16 protein-coding genes and 1 tRNA gene are annotated in these 25,957 nt (G+C 68.2%); 9 read left to right on the forward strand and 8 right to left on the reverse strand.

The annotated features are described in order from the left end of the window. Positions 1-25 precede the first annotated feature (25 nt). Together GXY15_12540 and GXY15_12545 are read left to right on the forward strand one after the other, a co-directional pair. Positions 26-102, forward strand: a tRNA-Met gene (locus tag GXY15_12540). A 263-nt stretch (positions 103-365) separates the two neighbouring features. Beyond that, positions 366-1,706, forward strand: coding sequence for a GntP family permease (locus GXY15_12545; GenBank protein ID NLV42038.1), 1,341 nt, complete (start codon positions 366-368; stop codon positions 1,704-1,706). Between the two features lie 158 nt (positions 1,707-1,864). On the opposite strand, the gene GXY15_12550 is transcribed toward GXY15_12545, so the two are convergent. The 4 genes from GXY15_12550 to GXY15_12565 all read right to left on the reverse strand — a co-directional run bounded on the left by GXY15_12550 (position 1,865) and on the right by GXY15_12565 (position 6,693). Next, a complete protein-coding gene (locus GXY15_12550) occupies positions 1,865-3,313 on the reverse strand; it encodes a B12-binding domain-containing radical SAM protein (GenBank protein NLV42039.1) in 1,449 nt (482 codons plus the stop codon). Further along, the gene (locus GXY15_12555) at positions 3,310-4,809 is read right to left on the reverse strand and encodes a B12-binding domain-containing radical SAM protein (GenBank protein ID NLV42040.1); all 1,500 of its coding nucleotides are present in this window, start codon (positions 4,807-4,809) and stop codon (positions 3,310-3,312) included. The genes GXY15_12550 and GXY15_12555 overlap by 4 nt, the downstream gene beginning before the upstream one ends. A 156-nt stretch (positions 4,810-4,965) precedes the next feature. Further along, the gene (rhaT, locus tag GXY15_12560) at positions 4,966-6,099 is read right to left on the reverse strand and encodes an L-rhamnose/proton symporter RhaT (protein NLV42041.1); all 1,134 of its coding nucleotides are present in this window, start codon (positions 6,097-6,099) and stop codon (positions 4,966-4,968) included. Between the two features lie 216 nt (positions 6,100-6,315). Then, positions 6,316-6,693, reverse strand: coding sequence for a GxxExxY protein (locus GXY15_12565; protein ID NLV42042.1), 378 nt, complete (start codon positions 6,691-6,693; stop codon positions 6,316-6,318). Between the two features lie 209 nt (positions 6,694-6,902). Between GXY15_12565 and GXY15_12570 the strand changes: the two genes are divergently transcribed. The 3 genes from GXY15_12570 (at position 6,903) to gyrA (ending at position 13,384) form a co-directional block, all read left to right on the forward strand. Further along, on the forward strand, positions 6,903-8,147 hold the full coding sequence (locus GXY15_12570; protein NLV42043.1) for a PQQ-binding-like beta-propeller repeat protein: 1,245 nt from the start codon (positions 6,903-6,905) through the stop codon (positions 8,145-8,147). Positions 8,148-8,367: 220 nt separating this feature from the next. Then, the gene (gyrB, locus tag GXY15_12575; GenBank protein NLV42044.1) at positions 8,368-10,809 is read left to right on the forward strand and encodes a DNA topoisomerase (ATP-hydrolyzing) subunit B; all 2,442 of its coding nucleotides are present in this window, start codon (positions 8,368-8,370) and stop codon (positions 10,807-10,809) included. A gap of 37 nt (positions 10,810-10,846) precedes the next feature. After that, complete coding sequence (gyrA, locus tag GXY15_12580; protein NLV42045.1) at positions 10,847-13,384, forward strand: DNA gyrase subunit A; 2,538 nt, start codon at positions 10,847-10,849, stop codon at positions 13,382-13,384. A 9-nt stretch (positions 13,385-13,393) separates the two neighbouring features. Here gyrA and GXY15_12585 read toward each other — a convergent pair whose 3' ends face one another. The 3 genes from GXY15_12585 to ndk all read right to left on the reverse strand — a co-directional run bounded on the left by GXY15_12585 (position 13,394) and on the right by ndk (position 16,603). After that, on the reverse strand, positions 13,394-15,256 hold the full coding sequence (locus tag GXY15_12585; GenBank protein ID NLV42046.1) for a TolC family protein: 1,863 nt from the start codon (positions 15,254-15,256) through the stop codon (positions 13,394-13,396). A gap of 155 nt (positions 15,257-15,411) precedes the next feature. Further along, positions 15,412-15,921, reverse strand: a complete 510-nt coding sequence (locus GXY15_12590) for a DUF1844 domain-containing protein (GenBank protein ID NLV42047.1) — start codon at positions 15,919-15,921, stop codon at positions 15,412-15,414. Between the two features lie 235 nt (positions 15,922-16,156). After that, entirely contained in the window at positions 16,157-16,603 is a 447-nt protein-coding gene (gene ndk / locus GXY15_12595; GenBank protein NLV42048.1) for a nucleoside-diphosphate kinase, read from the reverse strand. Between the two features lie 464 nt (positions 16,604-17,067). Here ndk and GXY15_12600 point away from each other — a divergent pair, with 464 nt between their 5' ends. The 3 genes from GXY15_12600 to GXY15_12610 all read left to right on the forward strand — a co-directional run bounded on the left by GXY15_12600 (position 17,068) and on the right by GXY15_12610 (position 22,840). Further along, positions 17,068-19,359 carry a hypothetical protein gene (locus GXY15_12600; protein NLV42049.1) on the forward strand — a complete coding sequence of 764 codons (2,292 nt, stop codon included), beginning with the start codon at positions 17,068-17,070 and terminating at the stop codon, positions 19,357-19,359. Next, positions 19,356-19,970 (forward strand): dephospho-CoA kinase, encoded by a 615-nt coding sequence (locus tag GXY15_12605; protein ID NLV42050.1) that lies wholly within the window; start codon positions 19,356-19,358, stop codon positions 19,968-19,970. The genes GXY15_12600 and GXY15_12605 overlap by 4 nt, the downstream gene beginning before the upstream one ends. Before the next feature lie 221 nt (positions 19,971-20,191). Beyond that, positions 20,192-22,840, forward strand: coding sequence for a hypothetical protein (locus GXY15_12610; GenBank protein NLV42051.1), 2,649 nt, complete (start codon positions 20,192-20,194; stop codon positions 22,838-22,840). 385 nt (positions 22,841-23,225) lie between these two features. On the opposite strand, the gene GXY15_12615 is transcribed toward GXY15_12610, so the two are convergent. Further along, positions 23,226-24,785 carry a hypothetical protein gene (locus GXY15_12615; protein NLV42052.1) on the reverse strand — a complete coding sequence of 520 codons (1,560 nt, stop codon included), beginning with the start codon at positions 24,783-24,785 and terminating at the stop codon, positions 23,226-23,228. Between the two features lie 253 nt (positions 24,786-25,038). On the opposite strand from GXY15_12615, the gene GXY15_12620 reads away from it, so the two are divergent. Then, positions 25,039-25,926, forward strand: coding sequence for a family 43 glycosylhydrolase (locus GXY15_12620; GenBank protein ID NLV42053.1), 888 nt, complete (start codon positions 25,039-25,041; stop codon positions 25,924-25,926). Positions 25,927-25,957 lie beyond the last annotated feature (31 nt).

A 25,957-nucleotide genomic window follows, 5' to 3' on the forward strand; every position in this document is an offset into this window, starting at 1 on the left:
AAATCTGGTATCATAAAGGCACAGTGGCGGTGTAGCTCAGCTGGTTAGAGCAGTGGAATCATAATCCACGTGTCCGCGGTTCGAATCCGTGCACCGCTACCAGAAATAATCAGGGCGGTTCGGGCTTTTTTCCCGAACCGCCCACTTCTTTTTGGGCGGCTGTTTTTGTGGGTGGGATTCTGCCTGTGCGGTCTTGTGGACGGGGTGGACATTGTGGACGCGGTGGACCGCGTGACGGGCTGCGCGATGCGCGTGCTTGAACGTTGCGGGCCGCGCGGCAATAATGGGGGCGGTTGCGGGGCCTTCCGGTGGCGCGTTGCGCCGGCGCCCCGCGGGAAGCAACCGGGAAAGGGCAGGGTGCCGCCATGGGTCTGATCGTGTCGCTGGTCGTGTCCGTGCTCTTCATCGTGCTGGCCACGGTGAAGTTGAAACTGCACCCCTTTCTGGCGCTGCTGGTGGCGGCGTTTGGGTTTGGGATCGCGGCGGGCATGCCGCTGAAGGACGTGGTCAAGTGGGTGAACACGGGCTTCGGGGACACCATCGGCAACATCGGCATCGTGATTCTCGCGGGCTGCATCATCGGCACCTTTCTGGAGAAGTCCGGCGGGGCCTACCGCATCGCGGCGGCGGCGCTGCGCGTGACCGGGCGGCGCAACGTCCCCCTGGCCATGGCCGCCGTGGGCTACGTCGTCTCCATCCCCGTGTTCTGCGACTCCGGGTTTGTGCTGCTTTCCCCGCTGGGCCGGGCGCTGTCGCGGAAGGCGGGGGTGCCCCTGGCGGCCTGCGCCGTGGCGCTGGCCATGGGGCTCTATGCCACCCACACCATGGTGCCGCCGACCCCCGGTCCCGTGGGTGCGGCGGGGGTGCTGGGCGCGGACCTGGGGCTGGTGATTCTGTGGGGGATGGGCGTGGGGCTGGTGGCGGCGCTGGCCGGGTGGCTGTTCGCCGTGAAGGTGGCCGGGAGGGTGGTGCTGGCGGAGGAGGCGGAGGCCGCCGACGCCGCACCGGCACCGGAAGACCCCCAGGCCCCCTCGGCGCCGAAGGCGCTGGTGCCCATTCTGCTGCCCCTCGCGCTGATCGTGCTGCGCTCCCTCGCGGAGCTTCCGGGGAGACCCTTCGGCGGGGGGCAGGCCGCCGTGCTGCTTTCCTTTCTCGGGCAGCCCGCGGTGGCCCTGCTATTGGGGGCCTTTCTTTCCTTCCTGCTGCCGGCGAAGTTCGACCGCGCCATGCTGTCCACGACCGGCTGGGTGGGCGAGGCTATGACGGCGGCGGCCATCATTATCGTCATCACCGGCGCGGGCGGCGCCTTCGGCAAGGTGCTCCAGAACTCCGGCATTGCCGACGTCATCGGATCGGCGCTCCAGGGGCGGGAGGGGGTGGGCATCCTGCTGCCCGTGCTGATCGCGGCGGCGCTGAAGACCGCCCAGGGCTCCTCCACCGTGGCGCTGATCACGACGGCTGGGCTGATGCTGCCGCTGCTGGCCCCGCTGGGGCTCGAGGGCGCCACGGCCCGCGCGCTCGTGGTGGTCGCCATCGGCGCGGGGTCCATGATGGTCTCCCACGCCAACGACAGCTTCTTCTGGGTGGTCACCCAGTTCTCCGGCATGACGGTGAACCAGGGCTACCGCCTCCAGAGTCTGGGGTCGCTGGTGACGGGCCTCGCCGCCGCGGCGGCCGTCTGGGCCGCCGCCGCCGTGGTCCTGTAAGAACCGGGCGGCGCTGAGGTGGCACGGGCTTCCAGCCCGTGACCGGGTCATGGATGCGGCCCCAAGACCACGGGCTGGAAGCCCGTGCCGCCTCAGTGTCCTGGTTCACCGTTCTTCCGAAAGAAGTGGCCGCCGCCGTGGTCCTGTGGGACCGCCGGTCAGAGCAGGAAGCGGACGGAGTCCAGGCCGATGCGGATGAAGGCCGTGGGGGTCCACGGGATGGCCTGGGGGAAAATTCGCGTGGAGATGCGGTAGGCCGTGTAGGTGTGGCCCAGGTACCGGGCGAGGGCCATGGGGAAGGGGCCCCGGATCATCGCGCGGACGAGGGGGGCGGCCCATCCCGGCGCCATGGTGTACAGGGAGCCGAGATAGCAGGCGCGCAACTGCACCCTGCGCTCGTGGGGGGTGAAGCAGGACAGTTCCGTGGTTTCGTTGAAGCGGACGGTGTTCGCCCCGGACTCCGGGAGCCACCCGTTCTTGACGCACTCGCGCCAGATGTCGGTGCCGGTGTAGGGTGTGCACAGGGTGAAGAGGGGGGCTGAGGGCCGGAGGTGGCGGACGAAGTCGAGGGAGTGGAAGTCGTCCTCCAGCGTGCCGCCGGGGATGCCCAGCATAGTGCAGGCGTAGGTCCTAATGTTGTACTTCTCCGCGATGGCGAAGGACTCCCGCACCAGCTTGTCCGTGAGGTTGCGCCGCAGCACGACGTTGCGCAGGGTCTCGTCGCCCGACTCGACGGACATGCCGATGGACTGGCACCCGGCCCCCGCCAGCAGGCGGGCCGTCTCCTCGGTGAGCGTGTTGGACCGCATCAGGCAGTAGAAGGGCACGCCGATCCGGCGGGGGTACTTCTCCGCGAACTCCAGCAGCCAGTCGTCCACGCGGTGGGCGAAGGTGTCGTCGGCGAAGCGGACCAGCCGCAGGGGGGGGAACTCGCGGCGCACCTGGTCAATCTCGTCCAGCACGTTGTCCACCGACCGCCGCCTGAGCACGGGGCCGCAGGCTTTGAACATGCGGTTAAACGCGTGGTTGAAGCAGTACGAGCAGTTGTAGGGGCAGCCGCGCCCGGTGATGAAGGACCGCAGGCCCGAGGTGCGGCAGTAGGGCATGGCCTCGTAGAATGCCGCCCGCTCGGGGAAGGGGAACCGGTCAAGATCATGCGAGAGCACCCGTTTCACGGGCTCCTTCGCGCCGCGGGGCACGAGGTTGGGGATGTCGTCAAAGGCCGCGCCCGCCTCCAGCCGGGACAGCAGATCGGGCAGCGCCTCGTCGCCGTCGCCCTGGCAGACGGCGTCAAGGTCCATTTCCTCCAGCACATTCGGGGAAAAGGTGGGGTGCGGCCCGCCCATCACCCGGAAGGGCGGCTTTGGCCAGGATTTCGCCGCCGCCAAGACCTCCTCGTCGGTCTTCGTGAAGAGGTCCAGATCGCCCGTGGACGCACTGTAGGCGACCACGTCGGGACGGAATGCCTCCGCGATGCGGCCCACGCGGTGGCGCCGCAGAATGGCGAGCCGGGCATCGTGTCCCGCGCGGCGGCACGATGCGATGAGCATCAGCACCCCCAGGGGCTCCATCAGAAAAGGGGTGGAGGAGACAAACAGCACCTTCACGGTTCTTGTCCAGGAGGAGGGTGGAGCGGAGGCGATTCCGCCGAAGGGGAGGGGCAATCCGTGGCGTTGGGTTCCGCACTGGGCGACGGAAGAAGTCCCTTGGTCGCCCGGTACAGCACAATGGGGAGAAAGGCGGGCAGCATCCAGGGCTGGGGATGGCTGTGCGCGAGCCGCGCCAGCCGCCGCGGATTCGCGTAGAACTGCCGCATCGCTTGCCGCTGGTAAAGGAAGAGCGTCTCGTCGGGCAGGTTGGTCAGATTGATGCGCATCCCCGACATGTCCGTGTTGTCGTAGCGAAGCTTCTCCAGTTTCTCGGGCAGCTCCTTCTTCACAAGATCGTACAGGGGTGTTCCGGGGAACGGCGTCACCGTGTAGAAGGATGCTGTGTGGAAGGGGGACGCGCAGGCGGAGGCGATTGTCTGGCGCAGCTCCTCCTCCGTCTCGGTCGGGAACCCCAGCATGCAGAAGACGTTGGTGTATACCCGCTGGGAGGTGGTGCGTCTCCCGGCCGCCATCAGTTTCTCCAGATTCATGTTCTTGCAGGTGTATTTCTGGAGGCGGGGGGAGGCGGTCTCCATGGCAAAACTGCATTGGTACATGCCGGTCTGCACCAGCGCGTCAACGATCTCGTCCGTCAGCAGGTCGGCCCGGATGCCGTTGGGGAAGGCGATGCGCGGTTTCAACGCGGACTGCCCGACCAGACCGCAGAACTCGATGACGCGTCGCGGGTGGAAGTTGAAATTGTCGTCCAGGAACTCGAAGTCGTTTATTCCGTAGGTCTTGGACAGGCGGGTCATCTCCTCCACTATGCGCTCCGGCGAATTCACGCGGATGGATTTCCCGAAGATCTTGTGGCACCAGATGCACCCGTAGGGGCAGCCCCGGCTGCTTACCAGCGAGGCGTAGCGCCGGCGGAACACCGGGGCGATGGACTGTGCCCGCCAGTAGGCCGGCAGATTAATCAGGTCGTAGGCGGGAAAGGGCAGCGTGTCGAGGTCTTCCACCTGTTCCACGGCCCCGGGATTCACCACGACCTCCCCTTTCGCGTCGCGCCAGATCACGCCGGGAATGCCGCCGAAATCGCGGCCGCCCTCCGCCCATGCCTGAAGCACCGCCTTGGTGGCCAGCTCCCCCTCGCCGGGCACCACCACGTCCACGTCGGCCTCCGCCATCAAAGCCTCCTTGGTGGCGGAGGCGTGCGGGCCGCCTGCGAGAATCAGGGCGTTGGGCAGCGACGCGCGGGCAAGGCGGACCGATTCTGGGAGAACGTGTGCGGATGTGGTGAGTGCGGAAAAGCCGACCACATCGGCGCCGAACGCCACCGCGCGGCGGACGACCTCCTCCGGGGGGCAGTTCTCCAGACGCTGGTTGACGATCATCGGCTCGACGGACAGCTCGCGGCGCAGGTAGGCCGCGAGGTACATCACCCCCATCGGCGGGGTGACCAGGGGGAATCCTCGTGTGTGATAGCCGACATTTGCCAGAAACAGCTTCAACCAGTCCGCCTTTCGCAGTTCTCGCCGCCAAGCCCCGGGTATGATACCACAAGGCTCCGGAGAACATTCCCCGGGGTCCGGGCGGATGCGGCCGGAAAAGGCGCGTCCCCCCGCGGCGGCGCGGGGGGACGGGAAAGCGTCTGTGTCTCTTCAGTTCTAGTGCGCGGCGGCCGCGGCGTCCCCGGCGGCCTTCGCGTATTCGGGCAGCGTGTTCAGGTAGTTGCCGTAGCCGACGATGAAGGTGGAGAAGACCAGCACCGCGAGGCCCAGGGCCACCAGCACCTGCGTGCGTTTGCTGGCACCGCGCCACTCGCGCAGGGCCACGCCCCACAGCGTGCTGAAGATGATGATGGACGCCATGTGCAGGGTCCAGCTCGAAAACTTGTACTCGCCCATCTTCGTCTCGCCCATGCTGTAGAAGAAGAACTGCAGGTACCACGTCACGCCCGCGAGGGCGGAGAAGACGTAGTTGGACAGCATCGGCACGCGGGTGGGCTCGCCGGTCTCCGTCTTGCCGGTGGCGGTGAAGTACTCATGTCCGCTGTGGTTCTTCCAGTTCAGGTACATGCACCACAGGAAATTGGTCGTCAGCCCGCCCCAAAGGACGATGATCAGCACCGGCAGGTTCTGCCAGAGGTCGCTGCGGCCCGCGTCCGTCAGCTGCGTCAGCGCGATATCCGCGATGGGCCGCCCCGCCGCCATGCCGTAGGACATGGAGGCGCTCATGACGCCGGAGAAGGTCGCCACGAGGATGCCCTTGGTGAAGTTGAACTCCTTGATGACCGCCTTCTTCTCCTCTTCGGGCATCTCTTTTTCCTTGGACATGCCCGCCGCCCCGCTGATGGCGATGCCCGCCAGGCAGACAAACACGCCCAGCAGAATGAACTGCCCCGGCGTCTGGGAGATGATCGTCATGAACTCCCCGTTGAAGATCGGCGGCATCAGCGTGCCGAAGGCGGCGCAGTAGCCCAGGGCGATCGCCATGCCCAGGGCGATGCCGAGGTAGCGCATGGTCAGGCCGAAGGTCAGCCCGCCCAGGCCCCACATGGCCCCGAAGAAGTACGCCCAGAAGATGTTCTCCCTGGGGGCGCTGAAGATCGCGCCCAGCGGGTTCGGCACGAGCAGGCTCGCCAGAATGAACGGCGCGATAAGCCACGAGAAGATGCCGCCCACCAGCCAGTAGGTCTCCCAAGACCACACCCGCACCTTGCGGTAGGGGATGTAGAAGCTCGCCGACGCGAGGCCGCCCAGCCAGTGGTAGAAGAGACCAAGAAGGGGGTTTGGTGCCATGAGAGCGCATCCTTTCCGTGAGAGGTTGACCGCGAAAAAGGGCGAAAAAACGCCGTCCGGACACGGGCGCCGCAGCCGACCACACCCGGCCCGCACCAGAATACAGACCCGGCGGGGGGCAAATCAAGACGGCGGAACCACGGAAAACACGGATTACACGGAAAAGAATAGGGGTGTCTTTCCGTGCGCTCCGCGTTTTCCTTGGTTCCGCCGTCCTTACTTCACAATGCGCTCGATCTCGGCACCCGGATGGTGGCCAAAGTTGACGAGCAGCCCGAGCCGGTGCCCGGACGCCTTCAGGTAGTTGTGGAGCTGGGCCCGGTGCTCGTCGGCGATTTCCCGGACAGCCTTGAGTTCGACGATGACACAGTCGAAACAGACGAAGTCGGGGCGGTAGGTCTGGGCGAGCGGCTCCCCCTTGTAAAGGAGGCCCAGTTCCTGCTGGGCCACCGCCGGGATATCCCGCAACCGGAACTCCCGTTCCAGACACTCCTGATACACCGACTCCAGGAACCCGCACCCCATCTCGCGGTACACCTCAAACACCGCCCCGCGTATCCTGTAGCTCTCCTCGCGAAAAAGCAGTTCCGCCATGATTCCTCCCTTCCGCAGCAGTCCTCTTCCCTGACCGACAAGTCCACTGACGCGAAAATCATACCCAAAACCTGCCACCACGGACCACACAGACCACACGGAAGGAAGCCCCTCATCTTTTCCGTGTGCTCGGTGTGTTCCGTGGTTGCCCCCGGCGGCTGTTTCTGGGATAATCCCGGACACGCTTAGAACCGAAAGGGATTGGACAGATGCAGACCAGCCGTTGCCTTCTTGCCGCGATCCTCTGCGCCGCCGCTGCGGCCGCGTTTGCGGCGGATTCTCCGCAGTTCCGGGGGCCGGACCGGACGGGGGTGTTTCCAGAGTCGGGGCTGTTGCAGGAATGGCCGGAGGGCGGCCCGGAAAAGGCATGGGTCGCCACGGGGATCGGCAGGGGGTATTCCTCGGCGGCCACGCTGAACGGGAAAATCTATGTCACGGGGATGACGGAGGCAATGGAGGGGGTGGTCACCGTGCTGACGCCGGACGGCGCGGTGGAGAAGACCATTCCCTACGGCCCGGAGACGGACGAGCAGCAGGCGCCGGGATCGCGGTCCACGCCCACCCTGGAGGGAAACCGCCTTTACCTCCTCACCGGTCTGGGCGTGGTGGTGTGCCTCGACACGGACACGGGGGCGAAGGTGTGGGAGGTGGATGTCACCGAACGGTTCAAGGCCGAGAAGCCCACCTGGCACTACGCGGAGTCGGTGCTGCTGGACGGGGACAACGTGATCTGCACGCCCGGGGGCGCGGAGGCGGTCGTTGCCGCGCTCAACAAGCACACCGGTGACACGGTGTGGACCCTGAAGGAGCCCCAGGACAAGGCGGCCTACTGTTCCCCCATGGTCTTCACGCACAACGGCCGCCGCATCCTCACCACGGCCACGGGGCGGTTCATTGTCGGCGCGGACCCCGCCACGGGCGCGCCGCTGTGGCAGGTGGAGCAGAAAGCCCCCTGGGACATCCACGGGGTGAGCCCCGTCTACGAAAACGGCCTGCTCTATTATGTCGCGGGCGACGGCACCGGCGGCGCGGCGCTCGAACTGTCGCCCGACGGCGCGACGGTCACCCAGAAGTGGGAGGACAAGACCCTGGACTGCCTGCACCACGGGGTGGTTCCGGTCGGCGGGCATCTCTACGGCACGGGCTACAAGCGCGGCGGCAAGCTGGTCTGCCTCGAAATGGGCACAGGGAGCGTCCTGTGGAGCGCCGACGAGGTGACCCTGGGCGTCACCGTCGCCGCCGATGGCATGCTGTACGTCTATGAGGGGCCCAAGAAGGGGGTGGTCAGTCTGGTCAAGGCCGACCCTTCGGGATATGTCCGCACCGGCCAGTTCACCGTGACCGACGGCGGCGACGACAAACACTGGGCCCACCCCACCATTGCCAACGGACACCTCTACATCCGCCATGGCGACGCCCTAGTCGCCTACAAGGTGTCGGCGGGGGCAAAATAGGCCCCCTTTCCGCGTCTCTGTCGCCCCACAAGTGAATTTCTTGATTATCGAGGAATGCTCTGCTTGAGAAAACTCTGTCAAGACACAACATCAAGTGCTGAAACTGCGCTATAGCGCAAAATATTGCGGTTCTCGCTTGCGCCATCCTTCCGTTTCTGCTATACTGGCGGCGTTCAAACCGTCCCGGGTGCAGGAGGCGGTCTTTCAAGAGGTAAGTACAATGGCGCAAAATAGTTACACCGCAGATTCCATCCAAGTCCTTGAGGGGCTGCAGGCGGTCCGGAAACGGCCCGCCATGTACATCGGGGACACGAGCACGCGGGGGCTTCACCACTTGGTGTACGAGGTGGTGGACAACAGCATAGACGAGGCGCTGGCGGGGTACTGCACGCAGATCACGGTGACGGTGCACATAGACAACAGCATCACGGTGGAGGACAACGGCCGGGGCATTCCGGTGGACATGCACCGGGACCCGAAGTTCAAGAACAAGACGGCTTTGGAGGTGGTGCTGACGATACTGCACGCGGGCGGCAAGTTCGACAACAACTCCTACAAGGTGTCCGGCGGTCTGCACGGCGTGGGCGTGTCCTGCGTGAACGCGCTGTCCAAGTGGCTTGAGGTGGAGGTGAAGCGGGACGGGGTGGTGTGGTTTCTGGCGTTCGACCGGGGCGCGGCCCGGGGGAAGATCGAGCAGCGCGGCCGCACGCGCAGCACGGGCACGAAGGTGACCTTCCTGCCGGACGCGGACATTTTCGAGGACCTGGTGTACAACGCGGAGACGCTGCTGGGGCGGCTGCGCGAGCTGGCCTTCCTGAACAAGGGCATCAAGATCGTCTTCGAGGACGAGCGGACGGACGACGAGCCCGTGGTGATGCAGTACAAGGGCGGGATTGTGGAGTACGTGAAGTACCTGAACCGCGCCAAGGAACCGCTCCACCGCGCTCCTATCTATCTGGAGGTGGCGCGGGACGACCTGGAGGTCGAGGTGGCGCTCCAGTACAGCAGCTCCTACTCGGAGACGCTGTTCAGCTTCGCGAACAACATCAACACCCACGAGGGCGGCACGCACCTGAGCGGGTTCCGCGCGGCGCTCACCAAGAGCCTGAACGACTACGCGAAGAAGGCACCGGCCTCCAAGAAGAACGACTACGCCATCTCCGGCGACGACGCCCGCGAGGGGCTCACGGCGATCATCTCCGTGCGCCTGCGCAACCCCCAGTTCGAGGGGCAGACCAAGATGAAGCTGGGCAACAGCGAGGTTCAGGGCATCGTGAACTCGCTGGTGTACGAGGGGCTTCAGACCTATTTCGAGGAGAACCCCCAGGTCGCCAACCGCATCATCCAGAAGTCCATTGACGCGGCCAGGGCCCGCGAGGCGGCCCGCAAGGCCCGCGACCTCACCCGGCGCAAGGGCGCGCTGGACTCCATGGGCCAGGCCGCCAAGCTGGCCGACTGCTCCGAGCGCGACCCGGCGCTGTGCGAGCTGTTCATCGTCGAGGGCGACAGCGCGGGCGGATCGGCCAAGCAGGGCCGCGACCGGCGCTTCCAGGCGGTGCTCCCGCTGCGGGGCAAAGTGCTCAACGTGGAGCGCGCCCGCGAGGACAAGATGCTGGGGAACAACGAGATCCGCTCGCTGATCACCTGTCTGGGCGCGGGCTTTGGCCGCGACGACTTCGACGCGGCCAAGCTCCGCTACCACAAGATCATCATCATGACGGATGCCGACGTGGACGGGGCGCACATCCGCACCCTGCTCCTGACCTTCTTCTTCCGCCAGATGCCCGGCCTCATCCACCGCGGCCACCTGTACATCGCCCAGCCGCCCCTCTACCTCATCCGCAAGGGGAAGAAGTCGCGCTACGTGAACACCGAGACGGAGTTCGAGGAGTTCATTTTCGAGATGCTGAGCGACAGCGTCCGCGTGACGGTCAACGGGGATCCGGGCGGCCCGGCGGTGGAGGGCAAACAGCTTCTCCGCGCCCTGCGCGCCGCCATGGAGCGCGACCGAATGATCCAGCGCGTGCGCCGGCTCTTCGGCGTCACCCGCGAGGCCCTCGTCAAGGCCCTCGTCCTGCCGAGGGACAAGTATCTGCACCCCGAGAACCTTTCCCCGGCCGAGCTGCTGGACATCTTCGGGTCCGACCTGGAGATCATCAACACCCACGAGGTGCAGACGGAGCTTGAAGGGGCCAACGGAAACGGAAACGGGAACGGAAAGAAGCCCCGCAGCCATTTCATCCGCGGCAAACACCAGGTGGACCTCGCCTTCTTCAAGAGCCACGAGTTCTCCGCGCTCCTCACGGTGAGCGAGCCCATCACCCAGCTCGGCTCCGCGCCCTACTGCGTCGTCGGCGCGGACACGGACAAGGCGGGGGGGGTGCTGCTGGAGACCTCCGACCTCGTGGAGCTGCGGGGGTTTCTCATGGACCTGGGCCGCAGGGGCCTGCACGTGCAGCGCTACAAGGGCCTCGGCGAGATGAACCCCGACCAGCTTCAGGAGACCACCATGGACCCCGCGTCCCGCGTGCTGCTCCAGGTGAGCGCCGAGGACGAGGCGGTGGCGGACGACCTGTTCACCGTGCTCATGGGGGACCAGGTGGAGCCGCGCAAGGACTTCATCGAGAAGCACGCCCCCGAAGTGCAGAACCTGGACATCTGATCCGGCCCCCGGGCCGACAGCATAAGGCGTTTCAAGCATGACCACAGACCGCATCAAGCCCATGCCCATCGAGCAGGAGCTGAAGACCTCGTTCCTGGACTACTCGATGAGTGTCATCGTGAGCCGCGCCCTTCCGGACGTCCGCGACGGCATGAAGCCCGTGCACCGCCGCATTCTCTTCGCCATGCACGAGCTGGGCCTCCACAAGAACCGCGCCTTCCGCAAGTCCGCGGCCATCGTCGGCGAGACGATGGGAAAGTACCACCCCCACGGCGACTCCGCCATCTACGACACCCTCGTGCGCATGGCCCAGCCGTGGAGCCTGCGCTACCCGCTGGTGGACGGCCAGGGCAACTTCGGCTCCATAGACGGGGACAGCGCCGCGGCCATGCGCTACACCGAGTCGCGCATGGAGGCCATCACGGCGCTCATGATGGCCGACATCGAGAAGCAGACGGTGAACATGGCGGACAACTACGACGGCAGCCAGAAGGAGCCGACCGTCCTGCCGTCCGCCATCCCCAACCTGCTGGTGAACGGATCCTACGGCATCGCCGTGGGCATGGCCACGAGCTGCCCGCCCCACAACCTCACCGAGGTGTGCGACGCCGTCATCCACTTCATAGACCACCCCAGCGCGACGCCGGGCGACCTGATGCGCTTTGTCAAGGGGCCCGACTTCCCCACCGGCGGCATCATCTGCGGCGCCGAGGGCATCCGCGAGGCCTACCTCACGGGCCGCGGCCGCCTCACCGTGCGCGCCAAGGTCGCCGTCGAGGCGAAGAAGGACTCCGGCAAGGAGCGCCTGATCATCCAGGAGATCCCCTACCAGGTCAACAAGTCCAAGCTGATCGAGGACATCGCCGAGCTGGTGAAGTCCAAGACCGTCGAGGGCATCACCGACCTGCGCGACGAGTCGGACAAGGACGGGATGCGCGTGGTCATCGAGCTGCGCAAGGGCGAGGAGCCCGAGGTCATCCTGAACCAGCTCTACAAGCACACCCAGCTCCAGTCCACCGCCAGCGTGATCATGCTGGCCCTGGTCAACAACACCCCGCGCGTGCTCAACCTGCGCGAGATGATCTACTACTACGTCCAGCACCGCGCCGAGATCATCGAGCGGCGCACGCGCTTCGACCTGAGGCAGGCCGAGGACCGCGCCCACATCGTCGAGGGGCTCCTGCGCGCCATTGACCACATTGACGAGGTCATCGCCATCATCCGCGAAAGCCGGGACACCGACGACGCGCAGGCGCGGCTGATGGACCGGTTCGGGTTCAGCGTGGTGCAGGCCAACGCGATCCTCGCCATGCGGCTGCGCCGCCTGACGGGCCTGGAGCGCGAGGAGCTGGAGGCCGAGTTCCGGGCGCTCCAGGAGGAGATCGCGCGCCTGCGCCTGATCCTCTCCAGCGACAAGACCATCCTGGCCGAGGTGCGCCGCGAGATGGTGGAAATCCGGGACAAGTTCGGCGACGCCCGCCGCACCGCGATCCTCGACGAGCTCGGCGAGTTCCGCGTCGAGGACCTCATCGCCGACGACGTGATGGTGGTCACCGTGTCCAACCAGGGCTACATCAAGAGCCTGCCCATAGACACCTACCGCAAGCAGCGCCGCGGCGGCAAGGGCGTCGCGGGCATGGAGACGAAGGAGGAGGACTTCGTCAAGGACCTCTTCATCGCCTCGGCCCACCAGTACATGCTCTTTTTTACGACGAGGGGCCGCCTGCACTGGCGCAAGGTGCACGAGCTGCCCCGCGGCGGGCGCACGGCCAAGGGCCGCGCCATCGTCAACCTGCTGAGCCTGGGCGAGGGCGAGCGCGTGACCGCCTGCCTGCCCGTGCGGGACCTCAACGAGGAGGGCCGCTTCGTGTTCATGGTCACCCGCAAGGGGACGGTGAAGAAGACGGCGCTCAGGGCGTTCAGCAACCCGCGCGCCACCGGCATCATCGCCCTCGACCTGGACAAGGACGACGAGCTGTGGGAGGCGCAGCTCACCTCGGGCCACGACAACATCCTCATCGCCACCCGCAACGGCCTCGCCATCCGGTTCCCTGAGACCGATGTGCGGCCCATGGGCCGCAACGCCCGCGGCGTCATCGGCATCCGCCTGAAATCCGGCGACTTCGTCGTGGGCGTCTCCCTGGCGGACGACGACAAGACGGTGCTCTCCGTCACGGAGAACGGCTTTGGCAAGCGCACCTGCGTCGGCGAGTACAGCACGCACCACCGGGGCGGCCAGGGCGTCATCAACATCAAGACCGGCGGGCGCAACGGCCATGTGGTGAGCGTGGACACGGTGGACGACGACGACGAGCTCGTCATCATCTCCACCACGGGCGACGTGATCCGAACCTCCGTGAGGGACATCCGCACCGTCGGGCGCAACACCATGGGCGTCACCGTCAAGAGGGTGGCCCCGGGCGAGAAGGTCGCCTCCGTGGCGCGCGCGCTCGCGGAGACGAAGGAGGAGAAGGTCACCGAGTCGGCCCCCACCGAGGTGAATGTCGCCCCGGCGGAGCGCCCGGCACTGGACGCGGCGCCCTATGAGGAGGACGAGGGGGACGGGGAGGAGTAATCCCGGGGCTCAGTCCTCGAAGTTGCTGAAGACGGCCTCCGACCAGGCCACGGGCTTCCGCGGCGCGGGCGGGGTCACCTCCACGCCGAAGAGCTCCAGCAGGGTGCCCTCGGCGGTCTGCAGCTCGACCAGCGCCCGCTCGTACATGATGCGCGCCTGAAGCTCCTGCGTGCGCGCCGCCGTCAGGTCCTCCTGCACCCGGAGCACCTGGAAACTGGTCGTCACGCCCAGCCGCAGCCGCTTTTCCTCCGCGATCACGTTGGCCTCCTGCAGGCGCACCGCCTGCTTCGTGCTCTCGATGAGTATCTTGTTCGTCATCACGTTGCGCGCGGCGATGTGCACCGCCGCCATGAGCCCCAGCTCGCTCTGCCGCCGGCGGTCCTCCGCCTGCTGCTTCGATATCCTCGCCTTCAGGTGCTGGCCGCGCGCGGCGCGGTTGTTGATCGGGATCGAGCCCTCCACGCCGATGCTGTAGACGTCCTCCTGCTTCTTAAACACCCCCGAGACGGACTGGTAGAGAAAACGGTCCCGCCCGCCCTGGCCGTAGCTGGCCTTCACGTCCAGCTGGGGGAGCATGTCTTTCCGCGCGCGGTAAAGCTCCAAGTCCGCGTTTTCCAGCTCCAGGTCGCTCATGCGCATTTCCGGGCGCTTCTCCAGCGCCAGCTTCACGCTGCGGTCGAGGCCCTCCTCAAAGGCGCCGAAGTCGAAGCCCAGCCCGTCCTCCGGGTTCGGCCGGTCCGTCGGCACGATCATCACCTTGGAGAAGTGGTCCCCCTCCCGCATTCCGAGGGCCTGCTTGAGGATGTCCGCCGCGTCGTTGGCCCGCGAGGAGGCTGAGACCAGGTCGGACTGGCGCGCCGCCACCCCGGCCTTCGCCTGGAGCACCTCGATGTCCGCCGCCGTGCCGATCTCCCGCCGCGTCTCGTTGATCTTCAGCAGGCGCTCGGCGTTGCGCAGGGACTCCTCGCGCACGCGGACGGCGTCCACGGCCCCTGTGAGGTCCCAGTACGCCTTGATCACCTCGCTGACCGCCCGCAGGACCGTCAGGTGCAGCTGCGCCTCCGTGATCTCGCGGGCGTTCTTCGCCGCCTCGATGCGCACGGTGTTGTACTTGACGCCGAAGCCGCGCAGCAGCGGCTGGGTGAGTGTGACGGCGACCTGCGTGTTGTACTCGTTCTCCAGGCCGCCGAACGTGGTGGCCTGGCGGTCCATGATCGTCGTCACGGAGTACTGCGTGCCGTGCCGGAGCTTGCCCCCGATGCCGCCGGTGATGTTCATCCCCTTGGTCTCCAGGCTGCTGACCCCGCCGACGAAGGCGCGGATTTCCTGGCTCGCCAGGGACCCGGCCTCGGTGTAGTTGATCGAGCCCTGCAGCACCGGGTCAAACTCGCCCCCCGCGCTGTACACGTCGGCGTCGGCCTTCAGGGGCTCGGAGGAGGTCACAATGATGTCGGGGTTCTGGACGAGCGCCGTCTGCACCGCCTCCGCGAGGCTCATCTTGACCACCTCGCGGCCCGGCTGCGACTCCGCCGCCTGGCGCAGGGCCGACAGGTCAATCAGGTCAACCGAAATCTCCTCCTGGAGGGTCTTCCCCGAGCCCAGGCTGTCCTCGGCCTTGGGCAGGCCCTCCAGCACGCGCAGGCGCTCCGCCTCGCGGGCGGCTTCGGCCTCCGCCTCCGCGGCGGCGGCCTGCTCCGCCGCGACAATCGCGGCCGCCTGTTCCGCCTCGGCCGCCGCGACGGCCTCCGCCACATCCGCCGCCTCAACCTCCGTCACGGGTTCGGCGGCGTCCTGCGGCAGCGCCGCGGGCGCGGCCGCAAGGGCCAGCAGGGCCAGAACAAGCGTGTATGCGAGGGGGTTTCTTGCGCGCATGGGAACCGTTCTCCTGGAGTGTGCCGGTGTCCTCCGCCCCCGCGCAACACGATCCGCCAGCCTGCGGGATGCCGCGCCGTCGCTGTCCGGGGCTTCGGACACACGGCGGAAGTGTAGCGCGTCCCCGCCGGCCAGTCAAGCGAAGAGGGGAACGGCTATTCGTCCTGGGTGCGGAGGGTGGAGGGGTCTATGCCGGCCTGCTGCATGGCCTGCATCTCCATCTGGCGGACGCGCCCGACGAACAGGCGCTGAAGCTCCGCAAGGGCCTCGTCGAGTCCGGCGGACTCCTCCGGCGTGAGGTTGCCGGCGGTCTTCCCGCGCAGCATGAGCAGCAGCTCAAGGGAGAACCGCGCCTGGTCCAGATTCACCATCACCTGCTCGCCCTGCTGGCCCACGAAGCCGAGGGCGTACATGGTCTGCGTGGCGAGCATGGTCAGCAGCGCGTCGAAGTTGGCCTCGTAGGACTCTTCCTCCCCGGGATCCCCTTCGGGGGCCTCCGCAGGCGCGGGCGCCTCGCCGCCCTCCGCCGCCTCGGGCACGGCTGCGGAGGCCGCCGCCGCCGCCTGCGCCTCGGCCTCCAGCCGCTTTCGGGCCTCCTCCTTCTCCCGCTGGACGCGGGCCTTCCAATCTTCGTCAATAAAGATTTTCTGGTCGTCGTCGGACATGGGGCCTCCGGTTGCGAGACAAACCCCGGCCCCGCCGCGTCCGGATGCGGGCACGGCGGGACCGGGAAAAAATCACCGCACTACGGCGTCTTTACGCCGGAATTACTTGTTCTTGTGACGGTTCGACCGCGCGCGTTTTTTCCGCTTGTGCTTGTTGATCTTGCGCTTGCGAACTTTTCTTCCACCAGCCACGTCGTCTACCTCCAGCAGTTGATGCGGGCCGCGCCTGCGCGCGTCACCGCCGCCATTCTTCTCCCGGCACCGCGTAGGAAACCAGCTCGGAAGGCGCGAAATACAGCCCGACCTCCCGCGCCGCCGTCTCCACCGCGTCCGATGCGTGCACAAGGTTCTTCTGGTTGCTCAGGCCGAAATCCCCGCGGATCGTGCCGGGGTCCGCGGCGAGGCAGTTGGTCGCGCCGTTCATCCGGCGCACCTGGGCCACCGCGTCGCGCCCCTCCCACACCATCTGCACGGTGGGGCCGGACGTGATGAACGCGATCAGCTCCCCGTAAAACGGCTTGCCCGCGTGCTCCGCGTAATGCTTCTCCGCCTGCTCCCGCGAAAGCACCTGCATCTTGAGGGCAACCAGTTTGAGGCCTTTGGCCTCATACCGCCGGATGCACTCCCCCACCAGGCCGCGTCCGACGCCGTCGGGCTTGACCATGACAAAGGTGCGCTCCATGCCGATACCTCTCCTGCAAGACTTCTCGGGAATACGCGGACACGGCCCCCGCAGAAACACGGCCACCGCACCCGCAAGCGGCCGCTATCATAGCAAACACCCGCCGCGGCGCGCAAGACGAAGGAAGAGGGCGCGGCAAGCAGCGCCCCTGCAAGGGGATTCCCCGGTTTTTCTGCGTGTGCCCGGGGCATGGGCTGGTAGGGGCGCTGCTTGCCGCGCCCTCTTCCTTCACGGCATGAACGTCCGACTCAGCGGGTGACGGACATTGTTTCCATGACGGTGCGTATTTTACCGTGCCCCGGCACAACACACACGATCGCGTTCACTTCTTCCTCCGGCGACCCGGGTTCTCAGCGCGGCCCGCGAACCTGCCCAAGTCAAACGCCGCCGCCATTTCCTGCATTTTCCCCCGGATCTTTGACATAATGGGGCGGTGTCCCAACGCCCGCAGGATACCTTAACGCATGCGCGACAAACCCACACCCGCCGAAGTGCCGCCGTTCCTCGCCCTGGGGGGCGTGGGGGCGGGATATGTCCGGGTGAGTCCTGATGGGGCCTGGTCGCCTGTGGTGCCCCCGGGGGCGGGGGAGGGCGCGGACCCCGGGGAAATGCGCCATGGATTTCTGGCCCTTTCCGTGCGGGGCCGTTCCGGGCGCTATCTCCGCCGGCTGCGGTCCGAGGACACCCCCGCCGCCGGTCTTCCCCCGGCCCTGGCGAAAAACTGCTTCTCTTTCCGCAGCCTCTTTCCCCGGGGCGAGTTCCGCCTGAACGACCCCGTGTCCCCCGTGGAGCTGCGCTGGACGTGGTTCAGCCCCCTGGTCCCCTTCGACCACGACGCCTCGTGCATGCCCGCGGTTCTGCTGCGCCTGCACATCGGCAACGTCACGCGGGAGAAGCTCGACTGCGCGCTGGCGCTTAATGTCGAGACTCCGGTGCCCGACCCGGACCGTGCCCTGGCCGGCATCCAGCCGGTGACGGCGGACTATGCCGACGGGCTGCTCCCCACCGGCGAGGGGTTCCGGGATGCCGGCGACGAGGGCGCGGGCGCCCCGCCCCGCAACGCGCTCCTGTTCACCCCCGACGCGGACCCCGCCCGCGCCCACGACGGGCTGCACGCGTGCCTGGCGGCCCGTGCGCGAAAGGCCGCCGTCAGCACCGCCGTCTGGGATCCCGCCGCGGAGGGCGGTGCGGAGAAGGTCTGGGGCGCCTTTGCCGACACGGGCGTTTTCCCCCCCGGCGTGCGGGGCGGCGAGGGCCGCTGCGGCGCCCTGTCCTGCCGCTTCGACCTCAAGCCCGGCGAGGAGACGGTGGTCTGGTTTGTCCACACCTGGCACGCCAACACGGCGGGACCCGGCGGCGGCGCGCCCTGCTACGCGCGGCTCTGGCGCAACGCGCTGGAAACGGCGCGCCACGCCCTGCGCCACGCGGACTACTTCCACAAGGCGGTGACGGACTGGCATCTCCGCTTCTTCGAGGGGGCCCTGTCCCCCTGGCTCACCAAGGCCCTCGCCGAAAGCGTCCGATGGTTCGTTGTGCGGGGCGGCCTCTCCGCGGCCGAGACCTTCTCCTGGTCCGACGACCAGCGGCCCGAGGCCGAGCCCGGCCCGGAAACGGCCTTTCTGCGCTCGTATCCCCTCGCCCTGTTCCTGCCGCGCTTCGAGGCGGCGACCCTGGCCCAGCGGCTGCGCGCGGCCGCCCCGGACCGCCGGCCCGACATTCGGGCGGCCGCCTCCCCGCTGCTGTCCGCTTGGCGCGACTACCTGATGACGGGCAATCTGGCCCACCTCCAGGAACTGTGGCCCTCCCTGTCCAAGCTGCTCGACGGCGCGCTCGCCCGCGCCGGGGAGCAGTGCGCCGGGCTCAACGGCAAGGAGTGCGGCGTGTGGATGGCCGCCCTGCGCGCGGGCGCGCACATCGCCGAGGCCCTGCGCGACGCCGCGCGCCTGCGCGCCCTGCTGGACGCCTGCACCCGCGTGCGCACCCATTTTGAAACTTCCTACTGGGACGAGGCGCAGGGCGCCTACCGCGAGGAGGGCGCCGAGCCCCGCAACGCGGCCGACGTGCTCCGCGGCCCCTGGACCGCCATGATCCTGCGCATGGACGACATCGTGCAGCCCGACCGGGTGGCCCGTTCCGTCGCGGCGCTGCGCGCCCTGCCGGCGGGGGTCCGCCTCAGCCAGCGCGCCCTCGTCAGCCTCGCCTGCATGGAGCGCCTGTGCGCGGACGACGGTCCCAAGAAGGGGCACTGGGCGCGCCGGCTCATGGAGTCGGTGCAGTCTGCGGCCGTGCAGGACCCGCGCCTGTTCTGGCCCTTCTTTCTGGTGGACGGCGGGCTGCTTTACGCCGCCCCCTTCCAGCGGCTGCATCTCTTCCCCACGGCGTCGGAGACGCCCGGCGCCGAGACGAAAACCGAGGTCATGACCCCCCTGTGCTTCGGACGCCTGGCCTTCTCCGAGACCGGCGCGGGGCGGAAATACGCCGCCACGCTGAAGGTCGCCCTGGACAGCCCCCAGATGGTCCGGGAGATGGTCGTGCGCGTCCCCGCCGGACTGCCCGCCGTCACGGCGGAATGCCTCCTTTACGGCGACGCCCTGGCCTGCGCCGTCGCGGTGCGCGGAGAGGACGCCCGCCGCGAGGCGGTGATCACCCTGCGCCATCCGCTCCAGCTCGCGGGCGAGCTGTGCGTGCGTCTGCGCGGCGTTGAGCCGCCCGAGGCGCCGGAGGCCACGGGACGGCTTTGGCGGCGCAGGACATGAGGCTCTACGGGCTCACCGGCGGCATCGGTGCCGGCAAGTCGGAGGCCGCCCGCCTCCTCGCCGCGCGCGGCGTGCCCGTCCTTGACGCCGACCGCATCGGCCACGAGGTGCTGCTGCCGGGCGGCCCCGCTTTTGCCCCCGTGGTGGCGGCTTTCGGCCCCGGCATCCTCGGCCCCGGCGGCGCCGTGGACCGCGACCGGCTGGCCCGGGTGGTCTTCGCCGACCCGGACGCCCTGCGGCGGCTTAACGCCCTCACGCACCCGGAGATCTTCCGGGAGATCGCCCGGCGTGCCGCGGACTTCGCGGCGGACGGAGCGGAGGTCTGCGTGGTGGAGGCGGCCCTGCTCGGCGAGGACGGCCGCACGCCGCCCATGCTCTCCGGGCTGATCCTGGTCTCCGCCCCGGTGGATCTGCGCGTGCGGCGTCTCGCCGCGGCGCGCGGCATGGCGGAGGACGAGGCCCGCCGCCGGATCGCCGCCCAGTCCGACCCCGAATCGAAACGGGCCTTTGCGGTCCGCGTGCTTGACAACGGCGGCGACCTGGAACACCTCCAACACCAGACCGACCGGCTCGCGGAGGAGTTGCTCGCCGGGCCGCTTCCAGCAAAGTAATGGCTGGGAAGTCATGCCGAAGCATTGAGGTGGCACGGGCTTCCAGCCCGTGTCGGGGTTTGGGCATGGACCGAAGAACATGGGCAAGATGCCCATGTCCCCTCAGAAGAGAGGGCTTTTCTGCCGCAACCGCAGAGTCCTCTTGGAGACAAATGATGATGCTGTCCGCGCGACTGTTTCTGTGCGCAACGTTCCTGTTGTCTTTCACCGCCGAAGCGGTGATGATTCGTCGCCTTCGCTACAAACCTGACCCGCCCATCGCGGTGGACGGCGACCTGGGCGACTGGGGCGCCGTGTCCCGTGCGTGGACCCCGGCGGAGGGGGTGACCGCCCGCGCCGCGTGGCGCGAGGAGTTTCTGTTCATCGCCGTCGAGGCGAAGGGGGGGCCGCGCGCTGTGTCGCTGGCCGTGGGCCCGGAGGGTTCCGCCGCCCCACTGGCGCAAACGTTGACCCCGGAGAACGCCGGGGCCGCGCGCGCCGTGTGGAAGGACACGGCGGACGGCTGGGTCATGGAGGCCGCCGTGCCCTTCGCGGCGCTGGGCATGGGGAAGGTCTCCGCGGGCAGCGCGCTGGCCTTCGGGCTGGCGGTGGGGGAGACCCGCGTGGAACCCACCATCGCGGACCTCGTCGGGGCGGACGGCAAAGTCCCGGAGGAGCCGCCGGTGGCGGAGCTGTTCCCGGACCTGCGCCTGGCTCCGGGCGAAAAGCGGGAGTTCCCCTTCAACGCACCGCCCTGTCCGGAGGGGAAGATCGCCGTGCTCTCGCTGCTGGCGCGGCAGGAGTTCGACCAGGTGGCGGGCTACGCCGCCGTGCTCCGCCTCACGGTGAACGGGCAGAACGCGGGCGGCGACCGCCTCGTGAACAAGCCCCCCCGCATCAAGGCGCGCAGCGGCGACCTCTACTCCATGGCGGCCGGGGAGTCGCTGTCGGTCTACTACAGCCCCGACTTCACCAGCCCCGACACGCACCCGTACTACGGCCCCGTGGACCCCGTCAAGGTGTGCTTCATTGAAGTGGACGTCACGAACCTGCTCGCGCCGGGGGCGAACACCCTCGTCGTGGAGCAGTCGTCCCCGCAGAACCCCTGCGCGCTGGTTATGGCCGGCGCGAAACTCCGGTTCACCGCGCCGCCGCCCCCGCCCAGGCCCAAGGCGGGCCCGCCGCAGGGCCCCCTGGCGCGCATCGCGCCGAAGCCCGCCAAGACGGCGTTCCAGGCCGTGGAGCATAGCGACCACGCGCTGGAGGTGACGGTGAACGGCCAGACCTTCCAGGTCGAGAGCCGCTTCTCCACGCCCAAGCCGGAATGGGTGACGGGCGAGAACGCCTTCTTCCGCCGGGAGCGCGCGGTTGAGGTGACGGACGAGGCGGTGGTCGTGCGCGACACGTTCACCAACCTGACCGGCGAAAACCTCCCGCTCATGCGGCGCAACGAGATCGTCCTGGGCGGGCGGCTGGCGAAACTCTGGCTCGCCGGGCTGGAGCGCGCCGACCGGTCCGGGTCCAGCGCGAACCCCGCCAACCCCACCACCTATGCCGCCGTGGAGGCGGCGGGCGTCGGCCTGCTGCCCCTCGACGACGTCGCCCGCATCCACGTGGGCAACGCCGCCGCCGACGGGACGGTCGCCCTTTCGGACACCCAGCTCGTGCTGGCCCCCGGCGCGGTCTACACCGCCGAGTGGGCCGTCATCCCCACGGCGACCTCCGACTACTGGGCCTTCCTCAACGCCGCCCGGCGGCTCTGCGGCGCGAACTTCACGGTGGACGGCGGCTTCGCCTTCCTCCGCGCCGACCCGCTCACCGACGCCTGGACCGATGCGGAGATCGCCGACTTCCTCCGCTTCAAGGGCGTGAAGTACGCCAGCGCGTCCATCAACTACCCCCTGTACAAGGGGCGCTATCCCCACGGCACCGCGTTCCAGCAGATCACGCTGGACAACTACAAGAACTCCTTCGCCCGGTGGAAGGGGCTCGTGCCCGAGATCAAGACGCTCGTCTACTTCCACTGCTTCATTGACGTCATGGACGAGTCGCCGGAAACCTACGCCGACGCCCGGCTCATCCAGTCCGACGGCACCCACGCCGACTACGGCGCGCCCCACGACCGCATCTACCTCCCCACGCGCGAGAACGCCTACGGCGCCGCCGTCGCCAAAAACGTGGACCTCATCCTCGACGACATCCGCGCCGACGGCGTCTACTGGGACGAGCACGAGTACAGCCGCGTCCACTACCACTACGACGCGCCGTGGGACGGCTGGTCCGGCGACATCCACCCCGAGACCCTCGCCCTGACCCGGCTCAAGTCCTCCGTCACCCTGCTCTCCGAGCCGTGGCGGCTCGACCTCGCGCGCAAAATCCTCGCGCGCGGCCCCCTCATCGGCAACGGCCCCCCCTTCACCCGCGCCATGGCCGCCCTGAAATTCCCCTGCTTCGTCGAGACCGGCAGCATCACCAACTGCGCGCAGGCGCACCTTTACTCGCCCATCGCCCTCGGCGACCACCTCACCGAGCGCTCCGAGACCGACGCCTACCGCACCCTGCTCGCCGCCCTCGACTTCGGCTGCGTCTACCACTGGTACAACGACGTCACCGTCCGGCCCACGCACCCCCACATCACGGGCCGCATGTATCCCTTCACGCCCGTCGAGCTCCACGCGGGCTACGTCATCGGCGAAGAGCGCATCCTCACCAAGACCAGCGGCCTCTTCGGCTGGGGCGACCGCTCCCAGCACGAGGTCCACGTCTACGACGACACGGGCCGCGAAGTCCCCGAATTCACCGCCCCCCACACCGAAGAAGACGGCGCCACCTGGACCGAACTCCGCCTCCCCGAAGACTGGTCCGCCGCCATCGTGCGTCGAGAACCCTGACCCGCCGCAAAGAAAGGGAGACGGCCCCCCGCGCAAGAGATTGCCGCGTCGGCCGGGGCGGCCTCCTGCCAAGAAAGCAGGTCTACCCTTATGGACTCGCCCCAATCCCGCAGCCCCGGCTGTCATGTGGAGTGCGGTGGCAGAGCAGGGCGGCGACACCGCTTTCCCAGGTGACGAGCCATGCCACGCCCCTCCCGACGTCCCTTTCCCGGAAACCCAAAGCGGCGTCGTTGCCGCCGCACTCCAAAAGGAGACGCCGCGACCCCTCCCGTCTCGCCACGGCTTCGGCTCCCTCCATCGCCCAAACCACGCGCCCCCTCCGGCGAAACCGGCACTTTCTTAGCGGGCCGCGCCGCGCATGTGACGCGCCGCCCGCCCGTTCCGCTCAGTTTTCGGGGACGATGCGCAGCTCGGCCCAGACGGCCTGCTGGCCCGGCGTGCCGCCGTCCTGGGTGACGCCGAAGTCGTTGTAACCCGGTGTGAGCGCGTCCACGGGGCATTCCCATTGCACCGCCCGGGCCGTGCCGGGGTATTTTTCGGGGGAGGGATGGTCCGCCGCCGGGGCGCAGGGCCGGCCGTTGAGCGTGGCGTTTATCACGGCGCTGTCCAGGCCGTCGCGTGCGGCGAGGCCCAGCAGGAGGACGGCCTTTCCCTTTTCCGGCGCGGGACCGATGTTCAGACGGATCGCGCCGCCCGCGGCGGTTTCCAGCGGAAGCTGCGCGCCGTTGGGAAAGCCGGCGGGAACGGTGTCGCGGAAGGCGGCGACATGGCGCCTCGGCAGCCTCGTGACGGCGTCCCGGTCCATCCCCTTTTCCAGGAGGATGCGGTAGTCGCTCCCCGACACCGGGATCGTCTCCGAATCCATGAAGTTGAAGAGGTAAATCTGGTCCGCGCCCCGGTGGAAGCACGCGGCGGCGAAGCCCCGGACCGATTCGAGGTCGTTGGCCAGCGCGCCGCCGCCGGGCCACGCGCGGATGTTGAACTCCAGCCCGGGGGCCAGCACGACATTTTCCGCCGCGCCGCCCATCTGCGCGCGCCACGCCTCGACGGGGATGTCAAAGTCCGAGGTTGTCCAGAAGGGGCAGGGCACGAGCATGTCTATGAGCCCCTCTTTCGCCCAGCGCACGCCGTCCATGCCGAGGCCGCGCGCCGCGTCGGGGTCGGCCGGCACGCGCGCGCCGAGCCTTACGGGGTGGCCCCTCCTGGCGGAGGCTTCCGCGGTGAGCGCGCGCGCCTCGCGCAGGAACGCGCAGAGCAGTTCGGCGCCTTCGGCCTCCCTGCCCGGCGCGAAATGCCAGCCAAAACGCATCCAGTCCAGTTCCAGCCCGTCGGGGTCGTAGCGTTCCAGCAGTTCGCGGACAAAGGCCAGGGCGTGTTCCCGGACCTCCGGCCGTCCGTAGTCCAGCGCCCGGTCCGTCCAGCCGGCCCCGCCGGGCACGCGCCGGAACTCCGGGTGTCCCACCCAGAAACTGCTGTGCATGAAATTGTCGGGCTCGTCCACACAGTGCACGTCGTTCATGCGCATGGACAGCCAGGGCGTGATTCCCTTTTCGCGCGCCCGCGCGATCCACACGGCGTAGGGGTCCAGGCCGCGCTCGTGGAGCAGCCGGGCGTTGGCGGGCCACCGGCCCCCCGGTTCGTCCGCGCCGGGCATCGTCTGCGTGCCCTCGTCCCAGATGGCGTCGCGGGTGGCGCTGCGGAAACTTGCCCGCATCGCGTTTGGATTGAGAAACAGGTGGGTGACCCTCGTCCCCGCATACTGGTCCACGAACGCATTCAGCCCCTCCACAGTCATCTGTTCCGGGGGACGGGTGCCGAAGAAATGGCTGTTGTCCTCGTTGATGACCAGCCCCGGAGCGGGCGTTTCGGCCGCAACGGGGCGGGGCGCGGCGCAAAGAAGAACGGTCAGGGAAAGGAACACGGCAACGGCGGTTTGCGGACGCATGATGACGCCTCCTTGGGGTGTGCTCTGGGGCCATGGTAGCAGGAAAGCCCCGCGCGAAGCTGTCTGCAATGATTTCCTCCCCCGCCCCGCCGGGACTTGTTTGTTATGATTGCGGGGAAGTCCCGCATGTGACGCCGCGCCCCCCCGGGGAAACCGTTTCTCCGGCGGCGCGGTCCCGCGGGGAAGAAGGAGACATGCCATGTGGACAGCCCTGGCCGTGATGCTGGCGGTGCACGTCGCCGGAGAGACTCCCCTGAAGTCGCTGGAGGACATCCGGATCCGGGACCCGTTTGTGCTGCCGGTGCCGGAGACGGGGTGGTATTACCTGTATGGCACGGGGCGGCCCCTGGGCGAGACGGGCTTTGACGCGTACCGAAGCCGGGACCTGAAACAGTGGGAGGGGCCGTTTGCGGTGTTCCGCCCGCCCGCCGGGTTCTGGGGGGTGAAGGATTTCTGGGCGCCGGAGGTGCACCGGTACCGGGGGAAGTACTACATGTTTGCCACGTTCCTGCCGAAGGAGCCGGAGCAGCGGGGCACGGGCATCCTGGTGGCGGACACGCCGGAGGGGCCGTTTGTCCCGCATTCCGACGGCCCGGCCACGCCGCGGGAGGTGCGCGCGCTGGACGGCACGCTGTTCATTGACCCTGACGGCAAGCCGTGGATGGTGTTCTGCCACGAGTGGGAGCAGATCGTGGACGGGGCCATCTGCGCGATGCGCCTGTCGGAGGATTTGAAGCGGGGCGAGGGCGCGCCGGTGACGCTGTTCCACGCGTCGCAGGCGGCCTGGGTCGTGCAGATGGGCTTCGGTGCCGGCGAGGGAAAGATCACCGACGGGCCGTGGGTCTGGCGCGAGCCGGACGGGTCGCTGGTGACGCTATGGTCGTCCTTCGGTCCCGGGAAGCAGTACGTGACCTCCACCGCGCGCAGCGCCTCAGGGAGCATCACGGGGCCGTGGGTGCCCGCCGCCGAGCCCTTTTTTCTGGAGGACGGCGGCCACGGCATGTTCTTCGAGACCTTCGACGGGAAGCGCCTGCTGTCCCTCCACCAGCCCAACCGCAAACCGAACGAGCGGGCGAAGTTCTTCACCCTTGAGACCGGCGGCGGGACAGTCCGCGTGACGGGGCGCCACGAGGCCCCGTGATGCCGGCCCGCTGACGGCGTCCGCCGCCCGG

It is taken from the genome of Candidatus Hydrogenedentota bacterium (assembly GCA_012730045.1).
Taxonomy (GTDB): Bacteria; Hydrogenedentota; Hydrogenedentia; order Hydrogenedentales; family CAITNO01; genus JAAYBR01.

Coding starts and splice junctions, on each gene's coding strand:
- GXY15_12565 (NLV42042.1), bottom strand. CDS start 6,693: ATGGCGGAACTGCTTTTTCGCGAGGAGAGCTACAGGATACGCGGGGCG.
- GXY15_12585 (NLV42046.1), bottom strand. CDS start 15,256: ATGCGCGCAAGAAACCCCCTCGCATACACGCTTGTTCTGGCCCTGCTG.
- GXY15_12615 (NLV42052.1), bottom strand. CDS start 24,785: ATGCGTCCGCAAACCGCCGTTGCCGTGTTCCTTTCCCTGACCGTTCTT.
- GXY15_12570 (NLV42043.1), top strand. CDS start 6,903: ATGCAGACCAGCCGTTGCCTTCTTGCCGCGATCCTCTGCGCCGCCGCT.
- GXY15_12610 (NLV42051.1), top strand. CDS start 20,192: ATGATTCGTCGCCTTCGCTACAAACCTGACCCGCCCATCGCGGTGGAC.
- gyrA (NLV42045.1), top strand. CDS start 10,847: ATGACCACAGACCGCATCAAGCCCATGCCCATCGAGCAGGAGCTGAAG.
- GXY15_12600 (NLV42049.1), top strand. CDS start 17,068: ATGCGCGACAAACCCACACCCGCCGAAGTGCCGCCGTTCCTCGCCCTG.
- gyrB (NLV42044.1), top strand. CDS start 8,368: ATGGCGCAAAATAGTTACACCGCAGATTCCATCCAAGTCCTTGAGGGG.
- GXY15_12605 (NLV42050.1), top strand. CDS start 19,356: ATGAGGCTCTACGGGCTCACCGGCGGCATCGGTGCCGGCAAGTCGGAG.
- GXY15_12590 (NLV42047.1), bottom strand. CDS start 15,921: ATGTCCGACGACGACCAGAAAATCTTTATTGACGAAGATTGGAAGGCC.
- rhaT (NLV42041.1), bottom strand. CDS start 6,099: ATGGCACCAAACCCCCTTCTTGGTCTCTTCTACCACTGGCTGGGCGGC.
- ndk (NLV42048.1), bottom strand. CDS start 16,603: ATGGAGCGCACCTTTGTCATGGTCAAGCCCGACGGCGTCGGACGCGGC.
- GXY15_12545 (NLV42038.1), top strand. CDS start 366: ATGGGTCTGATCGTGTCGCTGGTCGTGTCCGTGCTCTTCATCGTGCTG.